This is a genomic window from Mesorhizobium sp. RCAM 05104, assembly GCF_059683645.1.
In genome coordinates this window covers 6,853,922-6,879,712 of the sequence record NZ_CM185033.1, presented here as the reverse complement: position 1 = coordinate 6,879,712, position 25,791 = coordinate 6,853,922, and the positions used below count along the sequence as shown (strand labels likewise).

Genomic DNA, 25,791 nt, shown 5'->3' with positions numbered 1-25,791 from the left:
GCTTTGCCTCGTGCCCGGGCAAGTGTGCTCAGGAGCTAAAAGGCGCGGAAGGTGACGACCGTGAACGTGTCCTTGATGCCGGGGAGAATCTGCACCTTCTCATTGACGAAATGCCCGACGTCTTCCTCATCGTCGACATAGAATTTGGCAAGCAGATCGTAATTGCCGGCGGTGGAGTAGATTTCCGAGGCGATCTCGGCATCGGCAAGCGCGCTGGCAACCTCGTAGGATTTGCCCAGCTCGCATTTGATCTGCACGAAAAACGCCTTCATGGCTTCGTCCCGCTAAATTCCAAGTCCAAGCGGCCCTTCTGGCAGACTGGAGGCGGGCTTTCAAGCGCTGGAATCCGTACTCAGCCGGCGGTGACCGTCGGAGAATTCTTCGCCCAGGCCGGCAAAAGGGCCAAGACGGCAAGGCTGGCAACACCCTTCAGCAAAAGGCACCGGTCGACAGGCTGTGCGAACATCCTTCGTCTCATGGCTCGCACGCTCTCGCCCCAGACCACGACGAGCGACCCGCCTTATGGAACCGCAACCCTGGGAAATGCGCCGAGACGAGGCGAATATTCGCCGTTGCTGAAACCGTGAAGCGCCGCCAAGCGTATGTTAGGATGCCTCCTGGAACAGATTTTCTGGAGGCAGCTTTTCGAGGGCAACGGAGACAGGCCATGCGCCGCATGTTTTTTGCATTCGCGTTCGTTCCGTTCATCCTGGCCTCGTCGGCCTTCGCCGGCGATGCTGAGGTCAAGGCGGCGCAGGCAGCCATCGACGGTCAGTTGAAAGCGTTCGTCGCCAATGACGGCGCCACTGCCTACAGTTACGCGGCGCCCAACGTGAAACAGATTTTCCCGACCGTCGACACCTTCATGAACATGGTGACCAACGGCTACCCGCCGGTGCGCAAGCCACAGACCTATTCCTTCGGCAAGGTCGAGGAGACGAGCCCGGGTTCGATCGTCCAACAGGTGCTGATCGTTGGGCCGGACGGCAAGGACTACGAGGCGGTGTACACGCTGCAGCAACAGCCAGACGGCACGTTCCAGATCACTGGCTGCAGCCTGCGCGCTTCGAATTCACTCAGCACCTGAGCGCTGGTTACACCAGTGGAATATCGCCCCTCGCCCAGCCTTCGGTGATCTCGGCCGAGCGCGTCTCGAAGGAGCCGATCTCGATCGCGGCGCGGATGTCCTGCATCAGCTTTTGATAATAGGAAAGATTGTTCCAAGTGAGCAGCATGGCGCCCAGCGCCTCTTGCGAGCGCACAAGATGGTGCAGATAGGCGCGCGAGTAATCCCGGGCGGCGGGGCAGTCGCTTTCCTCGTCGAGCGGGCGCGGATCGTCGGCATGGCGGGCGTTGCGCAGATTGACCTTGCCGCGCCTGGTGTAGGCCAGGCCATGCCGGCCGGCCCGTGTCGGCATAACGCAATCGAACATGTCGATGCCGCGCGCCACCGATTTCAGGATATCGTCCGGTGTGCCGACACCCATCAGATAGCGTGGCTTGTCCGCCGGCAGTTCGGGACAGGTGATGTCGAGCATCTCGAGCATCACGGCCTGCGGCTCGCCGACGGCCAGGCCACCAACGGCATAGCCCTTGAGCTCCATCGCGCTCAGCGCCTGTGCCGACCGCACTCTGAGTGCTGCGTTGTCGCCGCCTTGCACGATGCCGAACATTGCCTTGCCCGGCTGGTCGCCAAATGCCGTCTTGCAGCGCTCGGCCCAGCGCAGCGAAAGCTCCATCGCGCGCTCGATCTCCTTCATCTCGGCCGGCAGCGCCGTGCATTCGTCGAGCTGCATCTGGATATCGGAATCGAGCAGCCCCTGGATCTCGATCGAGCGCTCCGGCGACATTTCATAGGCCGCGCCGTCGATATGCGAGCGGAAGGTGACGCCCTTCTCGGTTAGTTTTCGCAGTTTCGACAGCGACATCACCTGGAAGCCGCCGCTATCGGTCAGGATGGGATGCGGCCAGCGGGCAAATTCATGCAAGCCGCCGAGCCGCGCCACACGCTCGGCGCCGGGCCGCAGCATCAGATGGTAGGTGTTGCCAAGGATGATGTCGGCGCCAACGCCACGCACCTGGTCCATGTACATCGCCTTGACCGTGCCGCCGGTGCCGACCGGCATGAAGGCCGGCGTGCGGATCTCGCCGCGCGGCATGTCGATCACACCGCGCCGTGCCTTGCCGTCAGTCGCCAGAACCTTGAAGGTGAACGGCTTAGCCATTGAATTCCTTGTCATGTAGCGGCGCGCCCGGAGCCTGTTCGTCGAGCGACTGGCGGTAGCGGATGCAGCCCCGCATGAATTTTGGCCACGGCGGCACGGCGATCGCCGGCTCGGTCTTTTCCGGCAGAAGATTCCACAGATCGGGATGATGCCAGCACAGATCATGCCCTGTGGCATCACGATGCTGGCGAATGCCGGCGCGCAATTTCCTGATTTCCGCGATCAGTGCGTCACGGTCCAGGCCGTCGAGATCATCGTCCATCGCTCGTCTCCGCTCGATAAAGCAGGCTTGCGTCGCCATAGGAATAGAATCTGTATTGCTTCTGGATGGCATGCGCATAGGCCGCGCGCATCGTGTCGAGGCCGCTGAAGGCGGAGACCAGCATGAACAGCGTCGAGCGCGGCAGATGGAAATTGGTCATCAGCATATCGGCGGTGCGAAAGCGGTAGCCGGGCGTGATGAAGATGTCGGTCGGGCCGGACCAGGCAGCCAGAGCGCCGTCCTCACGCGCGGCACTCTCCAGCAGGCGCAGCGAGGTCGTGCCTACAGCGATGATGCGCCCGCCCCTCGCCCTGGCCGCGTTCAGCGCGTCGGCGGTGGCCTCGCTGACCGAACCGGTCTCTGCATGCATCTTGTGGTCGGCGGTATCGTCCGCCTTCACCGGGAGGAACGTACCGGCGCCGACATGCAAGGTGACGAAGCGGCGCTCGATACCCTTGGCGTCGAGCGCGGCAAACAGCTCGGGCGTGAAATGCAGGCCCGCCGTGGGCGCCGCGACGGCGCCTTCTTCCCTGGCATAGATGGTCTGGTAGTCGGCCCGATCACGCTCGTCATCGTCGCGCTTCGAGGCGATATACGGCGGCAGCGGAATGTGGCCGACCGTATGCAGCGCCTCGTCCAGGAAGGGCCCCGACAGATCGAAGCCAAGCAGCGCCTCGCCACCCTCGCCTTTCTCGATCACCGTGGCATCGAGCTGGCCGAGGAAACAGGAATTGCCGTCATGGCCGAAATGGATGCGATCGCCGGCGGCAATGCGCTTGCCCGGCCGCATGAAGGCCAGCCAGCGGTCCGGAGCCATGCGCATGTGCAGCGTGGCTTCGACTTGCGCCAACGCTTCGCCGCGCCGTCTGAAGCCTTTTAGCTGCGCCGGAATGACCTTGGTGTCGTTGAAAACCAGCACATCGCCGGTTCGGAGCAAGGAAGGCAAATCGCCAACCGCCCGGTCATCGAGCCCCTCGCCGGGCTTGACCACCAGCATCCTGGCGCGATCGCGCGGCTCTGCCGGGCGTAGCGCGATGCGCTCCTCCGGCAGATCAAAGTCAAAGAGATCGACGCGCATCAGTAGAGCCGGACGAGCAGCGCTCCGGCCAAGAGCAGCACCGCGCCAGCGACGCGGCCGAGCGAGATCTCACGCACCGCGACGCCCAGGAAGCCGACACGGTCGATGAGCATGCCGGCCAGCAACTGGCCGGCTACGAGAAACGCCATCAGGGCGGCGGCACCGATGCGGGGCGTCAGGATCGTCGACAGCGTGACATAGAAGCCGCCGAGCATGCCGCCGGCCACGAACAGCCATGGTGCCGGCGCCTTCCAGTCGAGTGAGATGCCTTGCAGCTTCACCACCGCGACGGAAATGATGCCGAGCACGACCGCGCCCGACAGGAACGAAAACGCCGCCGCCGCAACCGGAAGTCCCAGGCCGCGCGCCAGCTGCGAATTGGTCGGCGCCTGTATGGCGATGAAGGCGCCGGACAGGATGCCGAGAAGCGACCAGACGACGCCCATCATTGTCGTTTCGCCTTACTTGACGTCGGCCGCGACCTTCAGCGACACGATCTTGTCGGGATCCTGCACCGGCTCGCCGCGCTTGATCTTGTCGACATTGTCCATGCCTTCGATGACCTGGCCCCAGACCGTGTACTGGCGATTGAGGAAGGCGGCATCGTCGAAGCAGATGAAGAACTGCGAGTTGGCCGAGTTCGGGTTCTGCGAACGGGCCATCGAGCAGGTGCCGCGGCCATGGTTGGCGTTGGAGAATTCGGCCTTCAGGTCCGGCTTTTCGGAGCCGCCCATGCCGGCGCGCGACGGCGCGAAGGAGGGCTTGCTGGAATTGCCGAACTTGACGTCGCCGGTCTGCGCCATGAAGCCTTCGATGACGCGGTGGAAGACCACGCCGTCATAGGCGCCTTCGCGGGCCAGTTCCTTGATGCGGGCAACGTGGCCGGGCGCCAGGTCGGGGAAAAGTTCAATGACGACCTTGCCCTTGGTCGTTTCCATGATGAGCGCGTTCTCGCGGTCCTTGATTTCGGCCATGTCAGATATCCTTTTGAGAAAACAGATTTATTTGTCGGCGGCGATACGCACTTTGATCATCCGGTCGGGGTCTGTGACCGTACCGTTGTCCGCTTCGTCGCCCTTCTTGATATGGTCCACCAGTTCCATGCCGCTGACGACATTGCCGACGATGGTGTACTGGCCATCGAGCGGCGGCGCCGGCGCGAACATGATGAAGAACTGCGAATTGGCGGAGTTGGGGTCCTGCGAGCGGGCCATGCCGACCACGCCACGCTTGTAGTGCTCGGTCTGCGAGAATTCGGCCGGCAGGTCGGGCAGATCGGAGCCGCCTGTGCCGACGGCCTCGGCGCTGAAGCCCTTCTTCATGTTGCCGAACTTGACGTCACCGGTCTGTGCCATGAAGCCGTCGATGACGCGGTGGAAGGCGACATTGTCATAGGCGCCCTGGCGCACCAGCTTCTTGATCTGGGCGACATGCTTGGGCGCGAGGTCGGGCCTCAGCGCAATGGTGACGTCGCCGTCCTTCAGGGTGATGATCATGGTGTTTTCCGGATCGGCGGCGAAAGCCGAAACCGATGCGGTCACGAGACCGGCAAGCACAACGAGGAACGAGGCGAGCTTTTTCAGCTGCATGGTCTTCTCCGAGAAACTTATTTTGCGAATTTGGCGGTGAGCGCACCGGCAACCGCCACCGGCACGAAGGGGCGAATATCGCCTCCCATCGAGGCAATCTGGCGGACAAGTGTGGCGGTAATGGTGCGCACGGACGGACTGGCGGGCAGAAAAACCGTCTGCAGCTCAGGCGCCATGGTCTCGTTCATGCCGGCCATCTGCATCTCATAGTCGAGGTCGGTGCCGTCGCGCAGGCCGCGGATCATGATCGAGGCGCCCTGCTTCCTGGCGGCATCGATGACCAGCCCGTCGAAGGCGACAACCTTGATCCGGGCGCCGTCGTGGCCGAATTCCGCATTGGCCGCCGTCTCGATCAGCCTCACCCGTTCCTCGAAGGAAAACAGCGGTGTCTTGCCGGGATGGATGCCGATCGCCGCGTAAACGATGTCGGCCACGGCCAGCGACGCCTTCAGCACGTCGAGATGGCCGTTGGTCAACGGGTCGAAGGAGCCGGCATAGAGGGCGATGCGTTCGATCATGGCTGGTGCTTCTAGCGAGCCTCTCTCGCAAAGGCAAATCCGATTGGCGCGCCGGCCGTGAACCTTTTCCGGCACATGAACGACAGATGAACACGCTGATCACGAAGCCTTCACGCAGCGTTCACTAGGTTGCACCTTAATAAGATGAAACCAAAGTCCCATCTATTCGTTATCAGGCGCAGGAGAACACGCACATGCTGATCTACATGCTCGCCACCGCAATGACCGTCGCCATGCTGATCGCCACCGTATTCGGGCTGCATCAGGAGGCTCAACGCGTCCGCGTCAAGGCCAATACCAAGCGATTCGAAGGCTTCGGCCCCCGCAAGCCGTACCGTCACTACTGATATCGCCTGAACGTGCTGCCGCGCCGGCCGATGGGCCGGCGTTGCTATGTCAAAATCCGCCGCCGGACTTCACTCGGCGCCGTCCGGGCCTGTGTCCGCAACCGGATCTGTCACGGCACCGCCCTCGACACTCTCTTCGGTTTCCTCGTCCGATTGCGGTTCCGATATCCGCTCGACCGAAACCACCTTTTCGCCTTCAGCGGTGTTGAAGATGGTCACGCCCTTGGTGGCGCGGCTGGCGAAACGGATGCCGTTGACCGGCACCCGGATGACGGTGCCACCGTCCGACACCAGCATGATCTGATCGTCATTGCCGACCGGGAAGGTCGCCACCAGCCTGCCGATCTCGGCCGTCTTCGAAACGTCGGTGGCACGAATGCCCTTGCCGCCGCGCCCCGTCAGTCGGAAGTCATAGGACGAAGAGCGCTTGCCGTAGCCATATTCGGTCACCGTCAGCACGTATTGCTCATGTGCCTTCAGGAACTCGTAGCGTTCATCGGAAAGCTCCGTCTCCTCGCCGACCTCTTCGTTGGTCAGCGCGATCTCTTCCTCTTCGCCGGCAGCGATGCCGGCGGCAAGCCGCCGTTCGGCCGCCGCGCGCCTGAGATAGGCAGCGCGTTCCGCCGGCGGCGCATCGACATTCTCGATCACCGCCATGGAAATCACCCTGTCGGTCTCGGCCATGGCTATGCCACGGACACCGACCGAGTTGCGGCTCTGGAAGACGCGCACGTCGCCGACCGAAAAGCGTATGCACTGGCCGGAGCTGGCGGTCAGAAGCACGTCATCATTGTCGGTGCAGGTCTCGACGCCGAGAATCTCGTCGCCCTCCTCCTCCAGCTTCATGGCGATCTTGCCGTTGCGGTTGACCTGGACGAAGTCGGAGAGCTTGTTGCGGCGCACGGTGCCGCGCGTGGTGGCGAACATCACGTCGAGTTCGCCCCAGCTCGTCTCGTCCTCGGGCAAAGGCATGATGGTGGTGATACGCTCGCCTTGCTCCAGCGGCAGCATGTTGATCAACGCCTTGCCGCGTGACTGCGGGTTGCCGATCGGCAGCCGCCAGACCTTCTCCTTGTAGACGATGCCGCGCGAGGAGAAGAACAGCACCGGCGTGTGCGTGTTGGCGACGAACAGCCGGGTGACGAAATCCTCTTCCTTGGTCGACATGCCGGAGCGGCCCTTGCCGCCGCGGCGCTGCGCCCGGTAGAGCGACAACGGAACGCGCTTGATGTAGCCGGAATGGCTCACCGTCACGACCATGTCCTCGCGCTGGATCAGGTCCTCGTCTTCCATGTCGGCGCCGCCGTCGGTGAGTTCGGTACGGCGTGGCGTGCCGAACTCGTCGCGCACTGCGGCAAGCTCGTCCTTGACGATCTGCTGGACGCGGGCTCGAGACGACAAGATGTCGAGATAGTCGATGATTTCGGCGCCGATCGTGTTCAACTCGTCGGCGATTTCATCGCGGCCGAGCGCGGTCAGGCGCTGCAGGCGCAGCTCGAGGATGGCGCGCGCCTGCTCCTCGGACAGATTGTAGGTGCCGTCCTCATTGATACGATGGCGCGGATCGTCGATCAAAAGGATCAGCGATTCGACATCGCCGGACGGCCAGCGCCGCTCCATCAACTGTTCGCGCGCCGTCTGCGGATCGGGCGCGGTGCGGATCAGTTTGATGACCTCGTCGATGTTGGCGACGGCGATGGCCAGACCGACCAGCACATGGGCACGGTCACGCGCCTTGCGCAGCAGGAATTTGGTGCGCCGGGTGATCACCTCCTCGCGGAAGGCCACAAAGGCCTTCAGCATGTCGGTCAGCGTCATCAGTTCCGGCTTTCCGCCGTTCAGCGCCACCATGTTGGCGCCGAAGGACGTCTGCAGCGGCGTGAAGCGGTAAAGCTGGTTGAGAATGACGTCGGCGACGGCGTCGCGCTTCAGCTCGATGACGACGCGGTAGCCCTGACGGTCGCTCTCGTCGCGAATGTCGGAAATGCCCTCGATGCGCTTGTCGCGAACCAGCTCGGCCATCTTCTCGATCATCGACGACTTGTTCACCTGATAGGGAACCTCGGTGATGATGATCGACTCGCGGTCGTTGCCGCGCTGTTCGATGTTGACCTTGCCGCGCATGACGATCGAGCCTCGGCCGGTCGCATAGGCGCTGTAGATGCCGGAACGCCCAAGCACGATACCGCCGGTCGGAAAATCCGGGCCCGGGATGATCTCCATCAGCGCCGGCAGGTCGATCGCCGGATTGTCGATGATGGCTATCGCGCCGTTGCAGACTTCGCCGAGATTGTGCGGCGGAATGTTTGTCGCCATACCGACGGCGATGCCGCCGGAGCCATTGACCAGCAGATTGGGGAAACGTGCCGGCAGTACTTTCGGTTCGCTGCCGGAGGCATCATAGGTGTCCTGGAAATCGACGGTTTCCTTGTCGATGTCCTCGAGCAGCTCATGCGCGACCTTGGTCAGCCGCGCTTCGGTGTAGCGCATCGCCGCCGGGGGATCGCCGTCGATCGAGCCGAAATTGCCCTGCCCGTCGATCAGCGGCACACGCAGGGACCAGTCCTGCGCCATGCGCACCAAGGCGTCATAGATGGAGGCATCGCCGTGCGGATGGTATTTACCCATCACGTCGGCGACCGGACGCGCCGACTTCACATATTTGCGATTCCAGTGATAGCCGCTCTCGTGGGCGGCGTAGAGGATCCGGCGATGCACCGGTTTCAGGCCGTCGCGCACATCGGGGAGCGCACGGCTGACGATCACGCTCATGGCGTAATCGAGATAAGAGCGCTGCATCTCCTCGACGATGGATATCGGCTCAATGCCGGTGGGGCCGCCGTCGGCGCCGCGCGGTGTCTTCTGGTCGGTCAAATCGGATCACAATCTAATCAGGAATCACTTGACGCTTATATAGGAAGCAAGCCCGAAACTCCAATGTTCGCAGCACTTTTCCAGTGTCATTTTTAGTGGTAATTTCAAAAGGATACCACTAATTGCGACGATATGGCCGAGGTGCTTTTCGCGACCACCGAAGCAAAGGCCAAGGTGGAGCGTGTTTCTCGAGCGAGGACCACAAGCGTGACGAACTGGACCTCGTGGCTGCCGTTCCGCTCGCTGAGTGGGTGGACGCCGAAATATCTCAATGGTGATCTGGTCGCGGGTTTCACATTGGCCGCGATTGCCATTCCCGAGCAGATGGCCACGGCTCGTCTGGGCGGCTTCGCACCCGAGATCGGTTTTTTCGTCTTCGTCGCCGGATCGCTGGCCTTTGCGGTGTTCGGCGCCAGTCGTTACCTTTCGGCCGGCGCGGATTCGACCATAACGCCGCTGTTCGCGGGCGGTCTTGCCTTGCTTGCCGCCAGCGGCTCGCCCCAGTATCTTGCGCTTGCCGCGACACTGGCGGTGATGGTCGGGCTGGTCGTCATTCTTTGCGGGGGCTTGCGCCTCGGCTGGATCGCCGACCTCTTGTCGGTGCCGGTCACGACCGGCTTTCTGGCCGGCATCGCCATCCACATCATCATCTCGCAACTGCCGGAGTTGCTTGGCTTGCCCGCCGAAAACGGCGAAGCCTTGCGGCGCGTCGGTGAGATCGCCGCCAACCTTCATCTCACCAACCCCTATAGCCTGGCATTGGGCCTTGGCGTATTCGCCATCGTCTTCCTCGCCGAGCGCGTCAGCGCCCGTATCCCCGGCGCGCTGATCGGCCTCGTGCTGGCGACGCTGGCCGTCGTCGCCTTTGGTCTCTCGGATCGCGGCGTCGCCGTGCTCGGCGCCCTGCCGAACGGCCTGCCGCGTGCCGGCTTGCCGCTGGTCCGCCTCGACGACATCCAGGCGCTGGTTCCGCTGGCGCTGCTGATTGCCATCGTCGTCATGGTGCAGACGGCGGCCACCGCCCGCTCTTTCGTCCCGCAACAGGGCGAGGCCCCGGACGTCAACCGCGATTTTGTCGGCGTTGGCGCCGGCAGCATCGCGTCGGGACTGTTCGCCGGCTTTCCGGTCAATGCCAGCCCGCCGCGCACGGCCATCGCCGCCCAGACCGGCGGCCATTCGCAACTGACAGGCCTCTTCGCCGCCGCAATCGTGCTGGCGCTCGGCGCATTCGGCGGCGGGTTGCTGGCCAACGTCCCGCAGGCGGCCCTGGCAGGCGTGCTGTTGTTCGTGGCTCGGCGCATCCTGCGCTGGCAGGTGTTCGCCAAGGTCTACCGGCAGGCGCCGCTCGAATTCCTCCTGATCCTCATCACCATGGCGGCTATCGTCGTGCTGCCCATACAGATCGGTGTGGCGATCGGCATCGGCCTTTCGCTGCTGCATGGGGTGTGGAGCGCGACGCGCACGCAGCCCATCGAACTGGAGCAGGTTCCCGGCACGTCGGTCTGGTGGCCGCCGACCGTCGGAAATGCCGGCGAACGGCTGCCCGGCGTGCTGGTCGCCGCGTTTCAGGCACCTCTGTCCTTCGTCAATGCCGATCGCTTCAAACGCGGCTTATGTGATCTGGTCGACGCCGGCAATGGACGCGTCAAACTCGTCGTCCTGGAGGCCAGCAGCATCGTTGAAATCGACTATACCGCCGCGCAGGCACTGATCGAAACCATAACGCATTGTCGCAAGGCGGGCGCGATCTTCGCCATTGCCAGGATGGAGTCGCTGCGCGCCCAGGCGGCGCTGGCGCGGTTTGGCATCATCGACCTCGTCGGCCCACAACGGATATTCCACAGCGTCGACGCCGCCGTGAAGGCGCTGCATTCCGGTCAGCAGTCGTCGAAACAGGAGAGCCGGACATGACCATCCAAAGAGAGCCTCTGCTGAACCCCGTCGCCGTCAGGGATCTGCGGCCGACGCAGATCACCGTCGGCATGCGGGAAGTGGCCTTGAAACGCCAGATGATCCGCGCGCAGAGTGCCAGGAAGACCGGCACTTTTCTCGGCAGGCACATGGTCCCCGTCGTGCTGGGGCCAAAGAAGCGCAACTACGTCACCGATCACCACCATCTCGCCCGCGCCCTGCTCGAGGAAGGCATCAAGGATGTTTTCGTCACGGTGACCAGCGACCTGTCGGCGCTCGACAAGGATGCCTTTTTCGTTGTGCTCGACAATCGCGGCTGGATGCATCCGTTCGACGAAACCGGTCGGCGGCGCGACTACGGCGCCATTCCGAAAACCATGGCTGAACTGGTCGACGATCCCTACCGAAGCATGGCGGGTGAACTGCGCCGGCAAGGCGGCTTCGCCAAGGACACGACGCCGTTCAGCGAATTCCTGTGGGCGGATTTCCTGCGCCGTCGCATCGACCCGGACGGCGTGGCGAAAAACTTCGACAAGGCGATGAAGGAAGCACTGATGCTGGCCAAGGGCAAGGACGCGGACTACCTGCCGGGCTGGTGCGGCCCGACGTCGGACTGACCTCGCAAGGCCGCGACGGCGGATGTGGCCGGCAAGGCGCCGCTTGGCCGGCGGGTACGATAGTCGCCGGGCGTCTCACCCATGACGCGCCGAAAACGACGGTTGAAAGTCGACAGATCGTTGAAGCCGGCCTCGAAGGCGATCGCCGAGACCGTCTCGTTGGCCATACGCAGCCGCACCGCCGCGCGATGCAGCCGCGTCCGCAGCAGGAATTGGTAGGGCGTCATCCCGGCGACCTGGCGGAAAATCCGCAGGAAATGATAGGGGCTGGTCGCCGTCTCCTCGGCAAGCGCCGAAAGCGAGACCGGCCCGTCGGCATCCAGTTCGATCCGCCGTACCGCTTCGGCGACCCGTTTCTGATCGCGGCGGCTCGGCGCGCGCCTGACAGGCGTGGCACCGGTGGCGGCCGTCACTGACGCACCTGCGATGCGCAGGGAAAGTTCCTCGAAGGCGTCGTTGTCGGCCATGTCTCGCGCGGCTTCCGCCGTGGCCAGCAGTGGTGCGAAAGCCGGCAAGGGCGGCAGGCGTGCCGCCTCGAAGGCCAGTTTCCTGGCGGCCGGCACGTCCGCGGCGATCCGCTCCATGTAGGCCGGTCCGAAATGGAACGAAAGGCAACGGTCACCGCTGCCATGTTCGTGCCCGCATTCGTAGCATGTGCCGGGATTGCCAAGCAGAAGGGAACCGGGCGCCAGCATCGCCGTGCCTTGTTGCGCGCGATAACGGAACGTGCCGCTGGTGACCACGGCGACGCAGAAATCCTGATGTGTTTCCTCGAACGGCCGGTCGCCGGCGCCGGCTGTGCACACCACGTCCGACACCTGCCAGCCGGGTCCGGATGTGATCGTGCGCGTGGTCGCTGTCATGCCCGAACTATAGCAATTTTTCCCAAGCCCTGAACCCGGTGACCGCCTACCCTTCCCGGTCTCCTGACAAGAAGAGACCGTAACCATGTTCGCCCAATCCTCCTTTGCCCAATCTTCCTTTGCACAAGCCTTGCATAGCCCCGGACCGGCAGAAGGGTTTGCCGAACAACTGGCCCTTTACGGCCGCTTCGTCGGCGCCTGGACGTTCGAGGCCTCGCGCCATCTCGAGGACGGCACTGTGCTGACCGGGCATGGCGAGGTGCATCTCGGCTGGGTGCTGGAGGGCCGGGCGATCCAGGATGTTTGGATCCTGCCCGCGCGCGACGCCGGCCCCTCGCCCTCGCTGGGCAAATGGACTTTTTATGGCACGACGCTGCGGGTTTACGATCCTGGCGCCGACGCCTGGCACATCTTCTGGAGCGATCCGCGCAACCAGTATTTTAGCCGCCAACTCGGTCGCTCCGAGGGCGACACGATCGTGCAGGTGGGCGCCGACGGCACCGGCTCTTCGGTGCGTTGGAGTTTTTCCCGCATCACCGACAACAGCTTCCGCTGGCTTGGCGAACGCTCCCTCGACGACGGCGCGACATGGCGGCTGGAGGTCGAGTTCCTGGCGCGCCGAGTGACAACAACCTGACACAAAGCATTGTATCAATGGAGAAAAATATGTTCGACCACATCTCGATCGGTGTCCGCGACGCGGCAACATCCAAGCGTTTTTACGACGCCGCGCTGAAGCCGCTTGGCTACACCTGTCTCAGCCAATCCCCGGGCTCGCTCGGCTATGGCGCACAGAGCGTCGCGCTATGGGTCAACGAGGCGCCGCGGCCGGTGCCGGCAGACGAAAAGTCCGGCCTGCATTTCTGCTTCGCCGCGCCAACGCGAGGCGGCGTCGATGCCTTTCATGCAGGTGCACTGCGCGAAGGTGGCAGTGACAATGGAACGCCGGGCCTGCGCGCCGACTATGGTGAAAACTATTATGCCGCCTTTGTCATCGATCCGGACGGCTACCGCCTCGAGGCCTATTGCGGCGCTGCCGGCTGAACCAGTCAAGTCTCCAGTATCGTCAGTATCGTCGCTCCGACAGTTCCCACCGACCGGGCTTTGCTCTACCAATACCATGGTGCGGGCTCTGCCCGGTGGGAGGGGTCAGAGATGCCGAATTTCGACAGCCTGTTCAACGCCTTCGTCACCATTCTCGTGACCATCGATCCGCCTGGGCTGGCGCCGCTGTTCCTCGCCGTGACACGCGGCATGAACCGCGAGGAGCGCCAGCAGGTTTCCGTCCGCGCCTCGGTCATCGGCTTCCTGGTGATGGCTTTGTTCGCGGTCGCCGGCGCCTCGATCCTGTCGGTGTTCGGCATCACGCTGCCGGCCTTCCGCGTCGCCGGCGGCTTCCTGCTGTTCTTCATCGCCTTCGAAATGGTGTTCGAGCGCCGGCAGGACCGCAAGGAGAAGATCGGCGACGTCGCCATCACCAAGGACATGATCCACAACATCGCCGCTTTCCCGCTGGCGATCCCGCTGATTGCTGGCCCCGGCGCCATTTCGGCGACCGTGCTGCTCTCGGGCTCGTTTCAGGGTTTTGCCGCGCAGGCGGCGCTGGTCGGCATCATCTTCGTCTGCCTCGCCATCACCTATCTGGTGTTCGTGCTGTCGGAGCGCATTGACCGCATCCTTGGCCACACCGGCCGTTCGATCCTGACGCGATTGCTCGGTGTCATCCTGGCGGCGCTTGCCGTGCAGTTCGTTGCCGACGGCATCAAGGCGCTGATGGCAGGGTAGTGCGCGACCAACCCCGAGGCCGAACCCTACTTCGCCGTCGTATCGATCACTTCGAAATCATGGGTGATCGTGGCGGTCTTGGCCAGCATCGCGGAGGCCGAACAGTATTTTTCGATCGACAGGTCGATCGCCCGTTTGACCTTGTCGCTGGACAGCGACCGGCCCTTGACGACGAAATGCATATGGATGCGTGTGAAAACCCTGGGCTCGGTTTCGGCCCGGTCGGCGTCGAGCTCCACGACGCAGTCCTCGACCGCCTCGCGACCCTTTTCGAGGATATGCACCACATCATAGGCCGAACAGCCGCCAGTGCCGATCAGCACCAGTTCCATCGGGCTGGGGCCTGGCGTCTTGCCTTCCGGTCCAAACGCGGTTCCCAGCACCAGTTTGTGACCGCTAGCGGACTCACCGACGAAGGTGCGCTCCTCGACCCATTTGACCCGTGCTTTCACAGAACCGTTCCTTTCACCATATTTCCTTGATCGCTAAGTCAGCGTTCAATTCGACAACGCAAAACCCCGAAAGTCCATGAACGACTCTCGGGGCATTGCGCTGACTTAAGCCAAAAATGGCGTTCGACGTTGCGATCAGAACGGGATTTCGTCGTCCAGTTCGCGCGAGGAACCACCGCCGCCCCCCTTGGGAGCGCCGCCGCCACGATTGAAGCCTTCGCTCGGGCTGGACTGGCCGAAATCGGAACCACGGCTGCTGCCGCCACCGGAATAGCCGCCGACCTGGCCACCTTCGCCCTGCCCGCGCGCGTCGAGCATCTGCAGTTCGCCACGGAATTTCTGCAGCACGACTTCCGTCGTATACTTGTCGTTGCCGGTCTGGTCCTGCCATTTGCGTGTCTGCAGCTGGCCCTCGACATAGACCTTCATGCCCTTCTTCAGATACTGCTCGGCCACCTTGGCGAGCTGGTCATTGAAGATGACGACGTTGTGCCACTCGGTCTTTTCCTTGCGCTCGCCGGAATTCTTGTCACGCCAGCTTTCCGAGGTCGCAATGCGGATGTTGACGACCGGCTCGCCGGAATTCAGCCGGCGGACTTCAGGGTCCGCGCCGAGATTGCCGACCAGAATGACTTTGTTGACGCTACCCGCCATCTTACTTCTCCGCGCTCATCCGAAACAATTTTTTGTTGGCGCACCTTACAGGCTCCGGACGATCCTCGCCTGCTGTGGCTGCCTTTTCCCACAAGGTTTTTGTTCCCTTTTCGTTCCTATATGCATCACCGCTGATTGTCAAGGAATGGCAGCAATGCCCGCCCCTTGCATATAGGTTTCAAAACAGCGCTTGCCAAATCGATAAGTATCGACTTATGCTTTTGCCATGATCGAAGCAGAGATTTTCCGGGCCCTGGCCGACCCGACGCGACGCGCCGTCTACGAACGCCTCGCCACCAGCGAGATGAGCGTGTCGGAACTGCGCAGCGGCATGACGGTGTCGCAGCCGGCGGTGTCGCAGCATCTGGCGGTGCTGCGCGGCGCTGGCCTGGTGGTCGAGCGGCGGGCTGGCCGCAACGCCTACTACCGTGCCGATCCGCAAGGACTTGCTCCCCTGCTCTCCTGGATCGAACGTTACCGGACCTTCTGGCCGGAGCGCATAGAGAGGCTGAAGGCGGTTTTGAAGGACATGGATCAATGAAGGACACGGGATCAAAGACCGGCGAATGCCAAGGCGATGTCGCCCCTGATGCACTCGAGTTCGAATATGACCTTGCCGAGCCGCCGGAAAAGGTGTGGCGGGCGCTGACCATGCCGGACCTGCTCGCCGCCTGGATGATGCCAAACGACATCAGGCCGGAGATCGGCAATCGTTTTGCCTTCGCCGTTCCGGGTGCGCCGATCGAATGCGAAATTCTCGACGCCGAGCCCGAACGGCTTTTGCGTTATTCCTGGCGCGAGCGGCCGCAGCTAGGCGATGTCGCGCGGCAGGACCCGCTCGACAGCACCGTCACCTTCACACTCGCCCGCACCATTTCCGGCGGCACGCATCTGCGCATTGTTCACGATGGTTTTGCTCGCAAGGCGATGCCCGCTGTTGCCATGGCAGGCCCCGGCTGCCGGCTTTCGCTGGGGGTGCGCGGGACCCGAAGACCCATCGCCGCGAACACGCCTCTGCTGACGCAGCGCGCGGCTTGAACAAGGACAATGGAGAAGACTATGAGCGGTGTTGCCAATCTGGTGCCGATGGTGATCGAGCAATCGAGCCGCGGCGAACGCGCCTTCGACATTTTCTCGCGCTTGCTGCGCGAGCGCATCGTCTTCATCAATGGCGAGATCAACGACGACGTCTCGGCGCTGGTCTGCGCGCAACTGCTGTCGCTGGAATCGGACAATCCCGACAAGGAGATCTCGCTCTACATCAACTCGCCCGGCGGCGTGGTGACCAGCGGTTTCGCTATCTACGACACGATGCAATACATCAACTGCCCGGTGTCGACCGTGTGCATGGGCTTTGCCGCCTCGATGGCCTCGTTCCTGTTGATGGCCGGCACCGCCGGGCGCCGGATCTCCCTGCCGAACGCCACCATCCTGCTGCATCAGCCGCTGGGCGGCTTCCAGGGCCAGGCCTCCGACATCCAGCGCCATGCCGAGCGCATCGGCCAGACAAAGCGGCACATGGCCGAACTCTATGCGCGGCATTGCGGCCGCACCTATGAGGAGGTCGAGCGCACACTCGACCGCGATCACTTCATGACGGCCCGCGAGGCCCAGGCCTGGGGCATCGTCGACCACGTTTTCGATACGCGCAAAAAGGCGGCGTGAAGGCGCGCAGCCGCCGAGTTGAACCGAGGTCGATCGGCCGCCGACGATTTTTGCCGCTGCCACTCTGGTTTCAGCCCGGTCGCGGCACTATAGTTGGCTAATGCTCCTCAACGTTTCTCGCACTGGTTTGAACCGGCTGATTGCTGGCCTCGCCGCCGCTGCCATGATCTGCGGCACTGCCTTTGCCGAAGACAGTTCGGCTAAGGCACAGCAAGGCACCCTGCCCGGGGTAACGAGCGATTATCACATCGCCAAGCCGGCCCCCGAGCCCGAACCCGACGACGCGCTCCCCAGCAGTGGGAATGGCCAATTCAAGATCGGCGATACGGATGTCAGGATTTCCGGCAGCATCACTGTCGATATGGGCGCTGGTGCAATCGGGCTGCCGCGTCACTGACGTTGCGCGTGCCAAAGTACGTCGCGCACAAAAAGTACCGTCGCCGCACAAAAAAACAGCCCCGCCGTGCTTTGAGCATCGGACGGGGCTTTTCTGGATCTAAAATCCATATTTTGCCGGGAGTGTACTGCCGGCGTTTGATTTCGGATGCTTCGCGGCATTCAGCCGACGATCCGACTAGCAGTCTCTGATTTTTGCGGGATATGGCAGGTCACGGTTTGTCGGGCGGCGCAAACGCCTGGCCCTGGCACTTATGCCTGCCGCGGCTCCAGCGACACGTGGAGCCTCAAGGGACTGTCCGGTGGCGTCATGCTCCGCTCCTTGTCCGTTGCGTCGTTGTCGTCCCGAAGCGCAAATCGCAAATGCCTGCGGCGTCTCGCAGGCCGCCTCTGGGCGGCGAGGCCATCGAAAGACGGCCGGCTTCGTTGACCCTTTGAACTTTGCTCCCCTGAGTCGGGGACGTCAACCGTTCAATAGCCGATTGCGAAAAATGTGATCGCCAGGCCCGCCGACCAACGTGGCATGCACAGCTTTTGTCAGGAGCATGTTCGGCCTTTGTTCTTTCTGCTTGCCCCTTCGCGCGAAAGACGGTTAAACGCTTCTGATCGAGAGTTTGTGGCGTCTCTCGACGTGGCGGCAAAAAGACCTACATAGGGGATGGCCGGGAGATACCCGCCAATCCCATGAATTCCAGATTTGAGGCGGCGACCGGCGATGGCCGACCATAAGTACCTTTCCATTCGCGGGGCGCGCGAACATAATTTGAAGAATGTCGATCTCGACCTGCCGCGTGACAGCCTGATTGTCATGACCGGCCTGTCGGGTTCCGGCAAATCGTCGCTTGCCTTCGACACCATCTACGCCGAAGGCCAGCGCCGCTATGTCGAGAGCCTTTCGGCCTACGCGCGGCAATTCCTCGAAATGATGCAGAAGCCGGACGTCGATCAGATCGATGGCCTGTCGCCCGCCATCTCCATCGAGCAGAAGACCACCTCGAAGAACCCACGTTCGACGGTCGGCACCGTCACCGAGATCTACGACTATATGCGCCTGCTCTTCGCGCGCGTCGGCATCCCTTATTCGCCGGCTACCGGCCTGCCGATCGAAAGCCAGACGGTCAGCCAAATGGTCGACCGCGTGCTGGCGGTCGAGGAAGGCACGCGCCTGTTCATCCTGGCGCCGATGGTGCGCGGCCGTAAGGGCGAGTACCGCAAGGAATTGCTGGAGCTGCAGAAGAAGGGCTTTCAGCGCGTCAAGGTCGACGGCGTGTTCTATGAGATCGCCGACGTGCCTGCACTGGACAAGAAGTACAAGCACGACCTCGACGTCGTCGTCGACCGCATCGTCGTACGCGGCGATCTGGCGACCCGGCTCGCCGACTCCATCGAGACGGCGCTGAAGCTGGCCGACGGGCTGGCGGTGGCCGAATTCGCCGACAAACCGCTCGACGCCAGCCAGACCGGCGAGGATTCGGTCAACAAGTCGAAGAACGAGACGCATGAGCGCATCCTGTTCTCGGAAAAATTCGCCTGTCCCGTCTCCGGCTTCACCATTCCGGAAATCGAGCCGCGCCTGTTCTCCTTCAACAACCCGTTCGGCGCCTGCCCGACCTGCGACGGCCTCGGCAGCCAGCGCGCCATCGATCCCAACCTCGTCGTGCCCGACGAGAACGTTTCGCTGCGCGATGGCGCCGTCAGCCCCTGGGCGAAGTCGACCTCGCCCTACTATGCGCAGACGCTGGAAGCGCTCGGCAAGGCCTATGGCTTCAAGCTCGGCGACAAGTTCAAGGACCTGACGGTTGAAGCTCAGGAAGCCATCCTGCGCGGTACCGGCGAGCGCGAAATCACCTTCCAGTACGATGACGGCCTGCGCTCCTACAAGACGACCAAGACTTTCGAGGGCGTCATCCCCAATCTCGAGCGGCGCTGGAAGGAGACCGAATCCGCCTGGATGCGCGAGGAAATCGAGCGCTTCATGTCGGCCACGCCTTGCCCGGTGTGCAAGGGCTATCGGTTGAAGCCCGAGTCGCTGGCCGTGAAAATCGCTGGCAAGCATATCGGCGAAGTCACCGAGCTTTCCATCCGCAAGGCCGACCAGTGGTTCACTGACCTGCCGGCGTCGCTCAACGACAAGCAGAACGAGATCGCGGTGCGCGTGCTCAAGGAGATCCGCGAGCGGCTGCGCTTCCTCAACGATGTCGGGCTCGACTACCTGACGCTGTCGCGCAATTCCGGCACGCTGTCGGGCGGCGAAAGCCAGCGCATCCGCCTGGCCTCGCAGATCGGCTCCGGCCTCACCGGCGTGCTCTATGTTCTGGACGAGCCGTCGATCGGCCTGCACCAGCGCGACAATGCCCGCCTGCTCGACACGCTGAAGCACCTTCGCGACATCGGCAACACGGTGATCGTCGTCGAGCACGACGAGGATGCTATCCTGCATGCCGACTATGTCGTCGACATGGGTCCGGCCGCCGGCATCCATGGCGGCGAGATCATCGCCCAGGGCACGCCGCAGCAGGTCATGGCCAATCCCAATTCGATCACCGGCAAATATCTGTCGGGCGCATTGGAAGTGGCGACGCCTGGCGTGCGACGCGAGGCCAAGAAGAACCGGCGCCTGAAGATCGTCGGCGCGCGCGGCAACAATCTGAAGAACGTGACCGCCGAAATCCCGCTCGGCACCTTCACCGCCGTGACCGGTGTGTCGGGCGGCGGCAAGTCGACCTTCCTGATCGAGACTCTGTTCAAGGCCGCGTCGCGCCGCATCATGGGCTCGCGCGAACATCCCGCCGAGCACGACCGCATCGAGGGTCTCGAATTTCTCGACAAGGTCATCGACATCGACCAGTCGCCGATCGGACGGACGCCGCGCTCCAACCCGGCCACCTATACCGGCGCCTTCACGCCTATCCGTGACTGGTTCGCCGGCCTTCCCGAAGCCAAGGCGCGCGGCTATCAGCCCGGCCGCTTCTCGTTCAACGTCAAGGGCGGCCGCTGCGAGGCCTGCCAAGGCGACGGCGTCATCAAGATCGAGATGCACTTCCTGCCCGACGTCTACGTCACCTGCGACGTCTGTCACGGCAAGCGCTACAACCGCGAGACGCTCGACGTCCTGTTCAAGGGCAAGTCGATCGCCGACGTGCTCGACATGACGGTCGAGGAAGGCGTCGATTTCTTCGCCGCCGTTCCCGGCGTGCGCGACAAGCTCGACACGCTGAAGCAGGTCGGCCTTGGCTACATCCATATCGGCCAGCAGGCGACGACGCTGTCGGGCGGCGAGGCGCAACGCATCAAGCTCGCCAAGGAACTGTCGCGCAAGGCGACCGGCAAGACGCTCTACATCCTGGACGAGCCGACCACCGGCCTGCACTTCCACGACGTCGCCAAGCTCCTGGAAGTGCTGCATGAACTGGTCGACCAGGGCAACACGGTGGTGGTCATCGAGCACAATCTCGAGGTGATCAAGACCGCCGACTGGGTGCTGGACCTCGGTCCCGAAGGTGGCGATGGCGGCGGCGAACTGGTGGCGTCCGGCACGCCGGAAGCTATCGTGCGCGAGAAGCGCAGCTACACCGGCCAGTTCCTCAAGGAGCTTCTGGAACGGCGCCCCGGAGGCAAGCGCGAAGCGGCGGAGTGATGGTCGGACCGGCTGGCGCCTGGAGAGCTTTTTGAATGACCATCAGAAAAGCGCTTGCCGGTGATCTCCAAACTGTCGTCTCGCTGACGGAAGCGGCCTATGCCCCCTATTCCGCACTGTTTGGCGCGCCGCCGATCCCGGTCACCGAGGATTATGCGCCACGCATCGCACGCGGCGAGGTCTGGCTCTTGGAGAGTGGCGGCGGGTTGGCTGGACTGCTGACGCTCGAACGGCATGATGATCACGCGATGATCTTCTCCGTGGCTGTCGCGCCAAAATTTCAGGGGAAGGGCTTCGGCATCGCGCTGCTCAAGCACGCGGATGAACAGACCCGCCTGTGGCGCTTGCCGGAGGTACGCCTCTACACCAATGCCAGGATGGAGCGGAACATCGCGCTCTATCTGGCCTACGGTTTCCACGAGACGGGTCGCCGGCCCAATCCCTACCGGCCAGGATGGATGCTCGTCGACATGGCGAAGGCGATGTGAATGCCGCAAGAAGGCCCTATGGAAAACAAGTTGGTGTTAGGTGGCGTTGTCCGCTCGTCGCATGCTTACGGCGCCGACTATTTGTCCGAATTCCAACGCATCCTGCTGCATCAAGTTAGGCCGGAGACGCGAGCCTATTTGGAATGGGGCACGGGCCACACAACGCTGGCGATGCTTGAGTTGAGGAACCAGCTCGCCGTCGACAATCTATTTTCGATCGACGACAACCAGTCCTTCCTCGATCAACTCCTGCCGCAGTTGCCGCAGTGGAGCGGTTTCCATCCGATCTGCCTCGACCTCCAGGGCCCCAAGCTCGGCGACCGCGATCCGGAACTCAACTATTCGACCTGGCCGCTCAGCCTGAAGCGCAAATTCGACTTCATCTTCATTGACGGCCGGCGCCGGATGGAATGCGCGTTCATGGCGACACTGCTATGTCACGCCGATACGATCGTCATGTTGCACGACTATCGCCGCGCACGCTATCAGCCGATCAAGGCTCTCTACGACATCGTCGAGGACGGAAATCAGTTTCGCGTTATGCGGCTGCGGAAAAGCCTTTACCCCTCGGGAACCCCGACAATCTTTCCAGCGGATTGGCAGCCGCCCGCCTGATCGAAATAGCCCTTTGCGGATCGCAATTTGACCAACGCAATACCCTAGCGAAAACATATTGGAGGAGAAGTCCATGAGCAAATCGGGAACAATCCGCGCCGGCATGGGCGGCTGGACCTTCGAGCCCTGGGACACGTCCTTCTATCCCGAGAAACTGTCCAAGGCGAAGCAACTGCACTATGCCAGCCGGCAAGTGCCGAGCATCGAGGTCAACGGCACTTATTATTCGAGCTTCAAGGAGCCGACCTTCGTCAAATGGGCAAACGAGGCGCCGGACGGGTTCGTCTATGCGCTGAAGGGCAACCGCTTCGTGACTAATCGCCGCGTGCTCGGCGAGGCCGGCGAATCGATGATGCGTTTCCTTGGCTCGGGCGTTGCTGCACTCGGCGAAAAGCTCGGGCCGATCCTGTGGCAGTTCGCGCCGACCAAGAAATTCGATCCCGATGATTTCGAAGCCTTTCTGAAACTGCTTCCGGCAAAGCAGGATGGTGTTGCGTTGCGCCATGCGGTCGAGGTCCGCAACGACAGCTTCGTCGTGCCGGAATTCGCCGCGCTTGCCCGCAAACACAAGGTCGCGATCGTCTATGCCGACCATGCCAAATATCCTGCAATCGCCGATGTCACCGGCGATTTCATCTATGCCCGGCTGCAGACCGGCAGCGACGACAACCCTGACTGCTACACGCCGAAAGGTCTCGACGAGTGGGCGGCACGCGCAAGGACATGGGCGGAGGGCAAGGTGCCAGCCGACCTGCCGCGCGCCGATCCCGCCACCGAGGCGCCCGTGCAGCCACGCGACGTGTTCGTCTACTTCATCACCGAAGGCAAGGTGCGTGCGCCATTCGGGGCGATGGCGCTGATGAAACGCGTGAGCTAGAGGGCGGGACGGCTGCCCTTCAACTTCTTGTCTTGAGCATCGGATCCAAAACCGGTGCCCCTTTTGGGTACGATGCTTTGACGCTGCGGAATCGCGCATCGTCGCCCTCATCGTAACCTTATCGATACCTCCTTGCTGCATGAATCCAGCGCGGCCAAGTCGCATATCCGGGACCGCCGCGGGCAAGGAACAAGGGGCATGTCGCTCGACTACAACTCACTTCTGCTGGCAGTTGGTTTTTCGGCTGCCTGCCTGAGCCTGACGTTGTTCGGTACGTGGCTGACCGCTCGCACGGAGAAGTTCCTGCTGACATGGGCGATCAGCGCATTGCTGGTGGTCGGCGACGTCTTCACCTACGACGCCTATATCGCCACGCCCGGACGCATCCTCGGGTTGGCCGCCTTCACCTTGCTGCTTGTCGGTTTCTCGATGATGCTTGGCGCCGCCCATCAGTTCAGAAGCGGCGGCTCACCCATGCCACATATCCTGATGGGCAGCGGCATTGCCCTTGCGGTGACGCTGCCGCCCATGGCCTTAGGCTATGACGGTCTCGGCTTCATGTTCGAGAACATGTTCGCCGCGCTGCTTTTGTTCGCGACGGCCGCCGAGTACTGGAAGGGGCGCGCCGAGGCCCCTGCCCTGGCGATCGGTGCCGCCGCGCTCTATTCGGCCACGGCCATATCCTTCGTACTGTGCGCGGCGGTTCTGGCATGGGATGGCAGACTGATCCTTGGACATGCACCAAGCAACTGGGCCGAGGATCTGAGCCTCATCATTGTCATCGCCAGCATGACCGGTATTGGCGCATTGTCGCTGGCGCTCAATCAGGGACGCCTGGCCGGACATCACCGCCGCAATGCGCTGACCGATCCCTTGACCGGCCTGCTCAACCGCCGCGCCTTGTTCGATCTGCATGGCAATGCACCGGTCGGCGCATTCACCGCGGTGGTCGTGTTCGATCTCGACAGCTTCAAGGCCGTCAACGATGAATTTGGCCACGCCGCGGGTGATGAAGTCCTGAAGGTATTTGCCGGCGAACTCGCCGCCAATCTTCGCCCGACCGACGTCGCAGCACGCATGGGCGGCGAGGAATTCGCGCTGGTGTTGAAACGGACCTTGCCCGAAACGGTGGAGGCCACCGCCGAGGCAATACGGGCAGCTTTCGCCGCGTATCGCATCGAAACCGAGGCCGGCCCCCTGACATGCACGGTCAGCGCTGGATTTGCTTTCGGCACCAAGGAAGGCCTCAGCTTCGACAAGGTGCTCAGCGCCGCCGACAAGGCGCTCTACGCCGCCAAGCGCGGCGGCCGCAACCGGGTCACCGCCTCGGCATTGCGCCGCGCGGGCTAGAGGGGCGGCCTTCGATCTTATCGCCAATTATGCGTGACCTCCTGCATGGTCACTGCCTCGACCTGCTCGCTGAACCGCGAACGATAGAGTTCCATCAGCGCGTCGTGCGTCTCATCTGCGGAACTGCAGATGGCGTCGGTGACGAGAACAACGCGGAAGCCACGATCGATGGCGCCAAGTACTGTGGCGAGCACACAGACATCGGTTTCACCTCCCGTAATCACCAAGGTATTTATGGCTGAGCCATGCAACAGGGCGTCGAGCTGCCCTTCAGTCCATGGCGAATAGACGTGCTTGTCGACAAGTTTGGCCGGTGGCACGAAGCGTCGAAGTTGAGGCATGAGCTCGATCAGACCTGGATCGATACGTGAAAGCGTCACCTCCGCCCATCGACGATAGTAGCTCGCCCACATTCCTGGACCCTCGCCCGGACGCTTGGCGGGAATGAAGCGGGTGAAAAGTGTTCGCTCCGGCTGCCTGGCCACCAGTTCCTCTATGGCCGGTACCACTTTCTCGGCCCATGGCACGGCCCAAGGCCCGCCCACGCCGAACAGGCGCTGCATGTCGACGCAGACATGCAGGCAGTTTTCGCCGAGAGGTCCGTGAACTAACCCTCGCGCGGCCACGGCTGGTCTCCGCCAGCCATGCGCTGCTGGCTTCCCTCCTTGGCCGCTTGCGCCTCGGCCACGTCAACCACACAGAGGAGCTCGCCGTTTTCGCTGAATACGCGAACCAGCCAACCGGACAAATCGTCCGTGCCGGTCTGCAAGTCGAGCAGGAGATCGACTGCACAGCGGATTGCCTCCGACCGGGCGGCATCAAGGCTCGGCATCCTGGACGGAGGTATCCGTCGGATGGTGTCTCCGTCGCGATATTCAAAGATATACGCATCACCATTCCCGTCGCTTGCCGCCGTGACCGCAAGCTCATCAAAATTGCCATTGCTATTCGCATCGTAGTCGTTAGCGGCAAGGCCGAACGTAGCCGTCTGAACCAGGATCGCCCTGGCACCAGCCAGCGCGTCCTCCTCGCTCTTTCCGTCGGCACCAGCCATGTCCACGGTGACACATTCACTGCCCTCGCCGTAGAACAGGACGCGACGGACGGACCGACCATCTGGTGCCGCGGCATTCTTGACTTCGGTTCTAATGATTTGCATGGCGGACTCCTGTCGTCTTCACAAAATCGGGGCCGACATCGGGGCCGACCGAAGCCAAGCCTTTATTGATCTTCAATCCTGATGCTCTGGCATGTCCTTGAGCTGATCCTTCGTCCAGGTGGTAACCGCGTGAACATCGCCGGCCTCGTCACGCATGAAGTCCAACTGACTGGCGGGCACAGCAACGGGTTTTGCCCCAATGCCTAGGAAGCCTCCCACATCGATGACGACCTGGCTGCCGTGCAGATGAGAGACCGTGCCGACCTTCTCGTCGTCGGCGCCGTAGATGGTCGCGCCGTCGAGCATCTCGGAGGTCAATTCATTGCCGGAAAGGCGTACGTGGTTGGTGTGATCCATGGCTGCATCTCCTGTTGTGTGAGACTGTTGCAACCTGCGACGCGACGAACGGTTCCGCGTGGATTGATGACG

At 62.6% G+C, this 25,791-nt stretch carries 31 protein-coding genes; 16 read left to right on the top strand and 15 right to left on the bottom strand.

Annotation, left to right across the window (positions count from 1 at the left end; all coding sequences use genetic code 11):
- Positions 1–35: 35 nt before the first annotated feature.
- Positions 36–272: an Lrp/AsnC family transcriptional regulator gene (locus tag AC56QP_RS33580; RefSeq protein ID WP_010909609.1), complete on the bottom strand. Its 237-nt coding sequence runs from the start codon at positions 270–272 to the stop codon at positions 36–38.
- 395 nt (positions 273–667) lie between these two features.
- Here AC56QP_RS33580 and AC56QP_RS33575 point away from each other — a divergent pair, with 395 nt between their 5' ends.
- Positions 668–1,087: a DUF4864 domain-containing protein gene (locus tag AC56QP_RS33575; protein WP_489861640.1), complete on the top strand. Its 420-nt coding sequence runs from the start codon at positions 668–670 to the stop codon at positions 1,085–1,087.
- A 7-nt stretch (positions 1,088–1,094) separates the two neighbouring features.
- On the opposite strand, the gene tgt is transcribed toward AC56QP_RS33575, so the two are convergent.
- From tgt to coaD, 7 genes are all read right to left on the bottom strand, one after another.
- Positions 1,095–2,225 (bottom strand): tRNA guanosine(34) transglycosylase Tgt, encoded by a 1,131-nt coding sequence (gene tgt, locus AC56QP_RS33570; RefSeq protein WP_489861641.1) that lies wholly within the window; start codon positions 2,223–2,225, stop codon positions 1,095–1,097.
- The gene (locus AC56QP_RS33565; RefSeq protein WP_489861642.1) at positions 2,218–2,487 is read right to left on the bottom strand and encodes a hypothetical protein; all 270 of its coding nucleotides are present in this window, start codon (positions 2,485–2,487) and stop codon (positions 2,218–2,220) included. Before AC56QP_RS33565 ends, tgt begins: the two co-directional genes overlap by 8 nt.
- Positions 2,477–3,565, bottom strand: coding sequence for a tRNA preQ1(34) S-adenosylmethionine ribosyltransferase-isomerase QueA (queA, locus tag AC56QP_RS33560; protein WP_489861643.1), 1,089 nt, complete (start codon positions 3,563–3,565; stop codon positions 2,477–2,479). The genes AC56QP_RS33565 and queA overlap by 11 nt, the downstream gene beginning before the upstream one ends.
- Positions 3,565–4,014, bottom strand: a complete 450-nt coding sequence (locus AC56QP_RS33555; RefSeq protein ID WP_489861644.1) for a DMT family transporter — start codon at positions 4,012–4,014, stop codon at positions 3,565–3,567. The genes queA and AC56QP_RS33555 overlap by 1 nt, the downstream gene beginning before the upstream one ends.
- 12 nt (positions 4,015–4,026) lie before the next feature.
- Positions 4,027–4,539: a peptidylprolyl isomerase gene (locus tag AC56QP_RS33550; protein WP_015317720.1), complete on the bottom strand. Its 513-nt coding sequence runs from the start codon at positions 4,537–4,539 to the stop codon at positions 4,027–4,029.
- A 27-nt stretch (positions 4,540–4,566) separates the two neighbouring features.
- Entirely contained in the window at positions 4,567–5,061 is a 495-nt protein-coding gene (locus tag AC56QP_RS33545) for a peptidylprolyl isomerase (RefSeq protein WP_256750686.1), read from the bottom strand.
- Positions 5,062–5,171: 110 nt separating this feature from the next.
- The gene (coaD, locus tag AC56QP_RS33540) at positions 5,172–5,672 is read right to left on the bottom strand and encodes a pantetheine-phosphate adenylyltransferase (protein WP_489861645.1); all 501 of its coding nucleotides are present in this window, start codon (positions 5,670–5,672) and stop codon (positions 5,172–5,174) included.
- 194 nt (positions 5,673–5,866) lie between these two features.
- Between coaD and AC56QP_RS33535 the strand changes: the two genes are divergently transcribed.
- Complete coding sequence (locus AC56QP_RS33535) at positions 5,867–6,019, top strand: hypothetical protein (RefSeq protein ID WP_082525247.1); 153 nt, start codon at positions 5,867–5,869, stop codon at positions 6,017–6,019.
- A gap of 69 nt (positions 6,020–6,088) precedes the next feature.
- Here AC56QP_RS33535 and gyrA read toward each other — a convergent pair whose 3' ends face one another.
- Positions 6,089–8,893 (bottom strand): DNA gyrase subunit A, encoded by a 2,805-nt coding sequence (gene gyrA, locus AC56QP_RS33530; RefSeq protein ID WP_489861646.1) that lies wholly within the window; start codon positions 8,891–8,893, stop codon positions 6,089–6,091.
- 132 nt (positions 8,894–9,025) lie between these two features.
- Here gyrA and AC56QP_RS33525 point away from each other — a divergent pair, with 132 nt between their 5' ends.
- Both AC56QP_RS33525 and AC56QP_RS33520 read left to right on the top strand, forming a co-directional pair.
- The gene (locus AC56QP_RS33525; protein ID WP_489861647.1) at positions 9,026–10,804 is read left to right on the top strand and encodes a SulP family inorganic anion transporter; all 1,779 of its coding nucleotides are present in this window, start codon (positions 9,026–9,028) and stop codon (positions 10,802–10,804) included.
- Positions 10,801–11,421, top strand: a complete 621-nt coding sequence (locus tag AC56QP_RS33520) for a ParB-like protein (RefSeq protein WP_489861648.1) — start codon at positions 10,801–10,803, stop codon at positions 11,419–11,421. The genes AC56QP_RS33525 and AC56QP_RS33520 overlap by 4 nt, the downstream gene beginning before the upstream one ends.
- Here AC56QP_RS33520 and AC56QP_RS33515 read toward each other — a convergent pair.
- A complete protein-coding gene (locus AC56QP_RS33515) occupies positions 11,385–12,284 on the bottom strand; it encodes a helix-turn-helix transcriptional regulator (protein ID WP_489861649.1) in 900 nt (299 codons plus the stop codon). The two genes, AC56QP_RS33520 and AC56QP_RS33515, sit on opposite strands and share 37 nt — an antisense overlap.
- An 85-nt stretch (positions 12,285–12,369) precedes the next feature.
- On the opposite strand from AC56QP_RS33515, the gene AC56QP_RS33510 reads away from it, so the two are divergent.
- From AC56QP_RS33510 to AC56QP_RS33500, 3 genes are all read left to right on the top strand, one after another.
- A complete protein-coding gene (locus AC56QP_RS33510) occupies positions 12,370–12,921 on the top strand; it encodes a hypothetical protein (protein ID WP_489861650.1) in 552 nt (183 codons plus the stop codon).
- A 29-nt stretch (positions 12,922–12,950) separates the two neighbouring features.
- Entirely contained in the window at positions 12,951–13,328 is a 378-nt protein-coding gene (locus AC56QP_RS33505) for a VOC family protein (RefSeq protein WP_489861651.1), read from the top strand.
- Between the two features lie 111 nt (positions 13,329–13,439).
- A complete protein-coding gene (locus AC56QP_RS33500) occupies positions 13,440–14,069 on the top strand; it encodes a MarC family protein (protein ID WP_489861652.1) in 630 nt (209 codons plus the stop codon).
- Positions 14,070–14,095: 26 nt separating this feature from the next.
- Here the strand turns inward: AC56QP_RS33500 and AC56QP_RS33495 are convergent, their stop codons facing one another.
- Both AC56QP_RS33495 and AC56QP_RS33490 read right to left on the bottom strand, forming a co-directional pair.
- Positions 14,096–14,521 carry an OsmC family protein gene (locus tag AC56QP_RS33495; RefSeq protein WP_489861653.1) on the bottom strand — a complete coding sequence of 142 codons (426 nt, stop codon included), beginning with the start codon at positions 14,519–14,521 and terminating at the stop codon, positions 14,096–14,098.
- Positions 14,522–14,656: 135 nt separating this feature from the next.
- Positions 14,657–15,175, bottom strand: coding sequence for a single-stranded DNA-binding protein (locus AC56QP_RS33490; RefSeq protein WP_489861654.1), 519 nt, complete (start codon positions 15,173–15,175; stop codon positions 14,657–14,659).
- A gap of 226 nt (positions 15,176–15,401) precedes the next feature.
- Here AC56QP_RS33490 and AC56QP_RS33485 point away from each other — a divergent pair, with 226 nt between their 5' ends.
- The 9 genes from AC56QP_RS33485 (at position 15,402) to AC56QP_RS33445 (ending at position 24,203) form a co-directional block, all read left to right on the top strand.
- Positions 15,402–15,716: an ArsR/SmtB family transcription factor gene (locus AC56QP_RS33485; RefSeq protein WP_091575614.1), complete on the top strand. Its 315-nt coding sequence runs from the start codon at positions 15,402–15,404 to the stop codon at positions 15,714–15,716.
- Positions 15,713–16,213, top strand: coding sequence for an SRPBCC family protein (locus AC56QP_RS33480; RefSeq protein ID WP_489861655.1), 501 nt, complete (start codon positions 15,713–15,715; stop codon positions 16,211–16,213). The genes AC56QP_RS33485 and AC56QP_RS33480 overlap by 4 nt, the downstream gene beginning before the upstream one ends.
- 21 nt (positions 16,214–16,234) lie before the next feature.
- Entirely contained in the window at positions 16,235–16,840 is a 606-nt protein-coding gene (locus AC56QP_RS33475; protein ID WP_489861656.1) for an ATP-dependent Clp protease proteolytic subunit, read from the top strand.
- A gap of 100 nt (positions 16,841–16,940) precedes the next feature.
- Entirely contained in the window at positions 16,941–17,237 is a 297-nt protein-coding gene (locus tag AC56QP_RS33470; RefSeq protein ID WP_489861657.1) for a hypothetical protein, read from the top strand.
- A 714-nt stretch (positions 17,238–17,951) separates the two neighbouring features.
- Positions 17,952–20,873: an excinuclease ABC subunit UvrA gene (gene uvrA, locus AC56QP_RS33465; protein WP_489861658.1), complete on the top strand. Its 2,922-nt coding sequence runs from the start codon at positions 17,952–17,954 to the stop codon at positions 20,871–20,873.
- Between the two features lie 35 nt (positions 20,874–20,908).
- On the top strand, positions 20,909–21,361 hold the full coding sequence (locus AC56QP_RS33460; RefSeq protein WP_489861659.1) for a GNAT family N-acetyltransferase: 453 nt from the start codon (positions 20,909–20,911) through the stop codon (positions 21,359–21,361).
- Between the two features lie 18 nt (positions 21,362–21,379).
- On the top strand, positions 21,380–21,976 hold the full coding sequence (locus AC56QP_RS33455; protein WP_489861660.1) for a hypothetical protein: 597 nt from the start codon (positions 21,380–21,382) through the stop codon (positions 21,974–21,976).
- A 73-nt stretch (positions 21,977–22,049) separates the two neighbouring features.
- Positions 22,050–22,853, top strand: a complete 804-nt coding sequence (locus AC56QP_RS33450; protein WP_489861661.1) for a DUF72 domain-containing protein — start codon at positions 22,050–22,052, stop codon at positions 22,851–22,853.
- A 198-nt stretch (positions 22,854–23,051) separates the two neighbouring features.
- Positions 23,052–24,203 carry a GGDEF domain-containing protein gene (locus AC56QP_RS33445; RefSeq protein ID WP_489861662.1) on the top strand — a complete coding sequence of 384 codons (1,152 nt, stop codon included), beginning with the start codon at positions 23,052–23,054 and terminating at the stop codon, positions 24,201–24,203.
- Between the two features lie 17 nt (positions 24,204–24,220).
- Here AC56QP_RS33445 and AC56QP_RS33440 read toward each other — a convergent pair whose 3' ends face one another.
- The 3 genes from AC56QP_RS33440 to AC56QP_RS33430 form a co-directional block, all read right to left on the bottom strand.
- Positions 24,221–24,829 carry a cysteine hydrolase family protein gene (locus AC56QP_RS33440; protein ID WP_489861663.1) on the bottom strand — a complete coding sequence of 203 codons (609 nt, stop codon included), beginning with the start codon at positions 24,827–24,829 and terminating at the stop codon, positions 24,221–24,223.
- Positions 24,811–25,362 carry a DUF6894 family protein gene (locus AC56QP_RS33435; protein ID WP_489861664.1) on the bottom strand — a complete coding sequence of 184 codons (552 nt, stop codon included), beginning with the start codon at positions 25,360–25,362 and terminating at the stop codon, positions 24,811–24,813. The genes AC56QP_RS33440 and AC56QP_RS33435 overlap by 19 nt, the downstream gene beginning before the upstream one ends.
- A gap of 72 nt (positions 25,363–25,434) precedes the next feature.
- The gene (locus AC56QP_RS33430) at positions 25,435–25,719 is read right to left on the bottom strand and encodes a PRC-barrel domain containing protein (RefSeq protein WP_489861665.1); all 285 of its coding nucleotides are present in this window, start codon (positions 25,717–25,719) and stop codon (positions 25,435–25,437) included.
- Between the last annotated feature and the right edge of the window lie 72 nt (positions 25,720–25,791).

What these genes read in the sequence shown, in the direction of transcription:
- AC56QP_RS33580 (WP_010909609.1), bottom strand. Translation starts at nt 272, where the DNA reads ATGAAGGCGTTTTTCGTGCAGATCAAATGCGAGCTGGGCAAATCCTAC.
- AC56QP_RS33575 (WP_489861640.1), top strand. Translation starts at nt 668, where the DNA reads ATGCGCCGCATGTTTTTTGCATTCGCGTTCGTTCCGTTCATCCTGGCC.
- tgt (WP_489861641.1), bottom strand. Translation starts at nt 2,225, where the DNA reads ATGGCTAAGCCGTTCACCTTCAAGGTTCTGGCGACTGACGGCAAGGCA.
- AC56QP_RS33565 (WP_489861642.1), bottom strand. Translation starts at nt 2,487, where the DNA reads ATGGACGATGATCTCGACGGCCTGGACCGTGACGCACTGATCGCGGAA.
- queA (WP_489861643.1), bottom strand. Translation starts at nt 3,565, where the DNA reads ATGCGCGTCGATCTCTTTGACTTTGATCTGCCGGAGGAGCGCATCGCG.
- AC56QP_RS33555 (WP_489861644.1), bottom strand. Translation starts at nt 4,014, where the DNA reads ATGATGGGCGTCGTCTGGTCGCTTCTCGGCATCCTGTCCGGCGCCTTC.
- AC56QP_RS33550 (WP_015317720.1), bottom strand. Translation starts at nt 4,539, where the DNA reads ATGGCCGAAATCAAGGACCGCGAGAACGCGCTCATCATGGAAACGACC.
- AC56QP_RS33545 (WP_256750686.1), bottom strand. Translation starts at nt 5,061, where the DNA reads ATGATCATCACCCTGAAGGACGGCGACGTCACCATTGCGCTGAGGCCC.
- coaD (WP_489861645.1), bottom strand. Translation starts at nt 5,672, where the DNA reads ATGATCGAACGCATCGCCCTCTATGCCGGCTCCTTCGACCCGTTGACC.
- AC56QP_RS33535 (WP_082525247.1), top strand. Translation starts at nt 5,867, where the DNA reads ATGCTGATCTACATGCTCGCCACCGCAATGACCGTCGCCATGCTGATC.
- AC56QP_RS33525 (WP_489861647.1), top strand. Translation starts at nt 9,026, where the DNA reads ATGGCCGAGGTGCTTTTCGCGACCACCGAAGCAAAGGCCAAGGTGGAG.
- AC56QP_RS33520 (WP_489861648.1), top strand. Translation starts at nt 10,801, where the DNA reads ATGACCATCCAAAGAGAGCCTCTGCTGAACCCCGTCGCCGTCAGGGAT.
- AC56QP_RS33515 (WP_489861649.1), bottom strand. Translation starts at nt 12,284, where the DNA reads ATGACAGCGACCACGCGCACGATCACATCCGGACCCGGCTGGCAGGTG.
- AC56QP_RS33510 (WP_489861650.1), top strand. Translation starts at nt 12,370, where the DNA reads ATGTTCGCCCAATCCTCCTTTGCCCAATCTTCCTTTGCACAAGCCTTG.
- AC56QP_RS33505 (WP_489861651.1), top strand. Translation starts at nt 12,951, where the DNA reads ATGTTCGACCACATCTCGATCGGTGTCCGCGACGCGGCAACATCCAAG.
- AC56QP_RS33500 (WP_489861652.1), top strand. Translation starts at nt 13,440, where the DNA reads ATGCCGAATTTCGACAGCCTGTTCAACGCCTTCGTCACCATTCTCGTG.
- AC56QP_RS33490 (WP_489861654.1), bottom strand. Translation starts at nt 15,175, where the DNA reads ATGGCGGGTAGCGTCAACAAAGTCATTCTGGTCGGCAATCTCGGCGCG.
- AC56QP_RS33485 (WP_091575614.1), top strand. Translation starts at nt 15,402, where the DNA reads ATGATCGAAGCAGAGATTTTCCGGGCCCTGGCCGACCCGACGCGACGC.
- AC56QP_RS33480 (WP_489861655.1), top strand. Translation starts at nt 15,713, where the DNA reads ATGAAGGACACGGGATCAAAGACCGGCGAATGCCAAGGCGATGTCGCC.
- AC56QP_RS33475 (WP_489861656.1), top strand. Translation starts at nt 16,235, where the DNA reads ATGAGCGGTGTTGCCAATCTGGTGCCGATGGTGATCGAGCAATCGAGC.
- AC56QP_RS33470 (WP_489861657.1), top strand. Translation starts at nt 16,941, where the DNA reads ATGCTCCTCAACGTTTCTCGCACTGGTTTGAACCGGCTGATTGCTGGC.
- uvrA (WP_489861658.1), top strand. Translation starts at nt 17,952, where the DNA reads ATGGCCGACCATAAGTACCTTTCCATTCGCGGGGCGCGCGAACATAAT.
- AC56QP_RS33460 (WP_489861659.1), top strand. Translation starts at nt 20,909, where the DNA reads ATGACCATCAGAAAAGCGCTTGCCGGTGATCTCCAAACTGTCGTCTCG.
- AC56QP_RS33455 (WP_489861660.1), top strand. Translation starts at nt 21,380, where the DNA reads ATGGAAAACAAGTTGGTGTTAGGTGGCGTTGTCCGCTCGTCGCATGCT.
- AC56QP_RS33450 (WP_489861661.1), top strand. Translation starts at nt 22,050, where the DNA reads ATGAGCAAATCGGGAACAATCCGCGCCGGCATGGGCGGCTGGACCTTC.
- AC56QP_RS33445 (WP_489861662.1), top strand. Translation starts at nt 23,052, where the DNA reads ATGTCGCTCGACTACAACTCACTTCTGCTGGCAGTTGGTTTTTCGGCT.
- AC56QP_RS33435 (WP_489861664.1), bottom strand. Translation starts at nt 25,362, where the DNA reads ATGCAAATCATTAGAACCGAAGTCAAGAATGCCGCGGCACCAGATGGT.
- AC56QP_RS33430 (WP_489861665.1), bottom strand. Translation starts at nt 25,719, where the DNA reads ATGGATCACACCAACCACGTACGCCTTTCCGGCAATGAATTGACCTCC.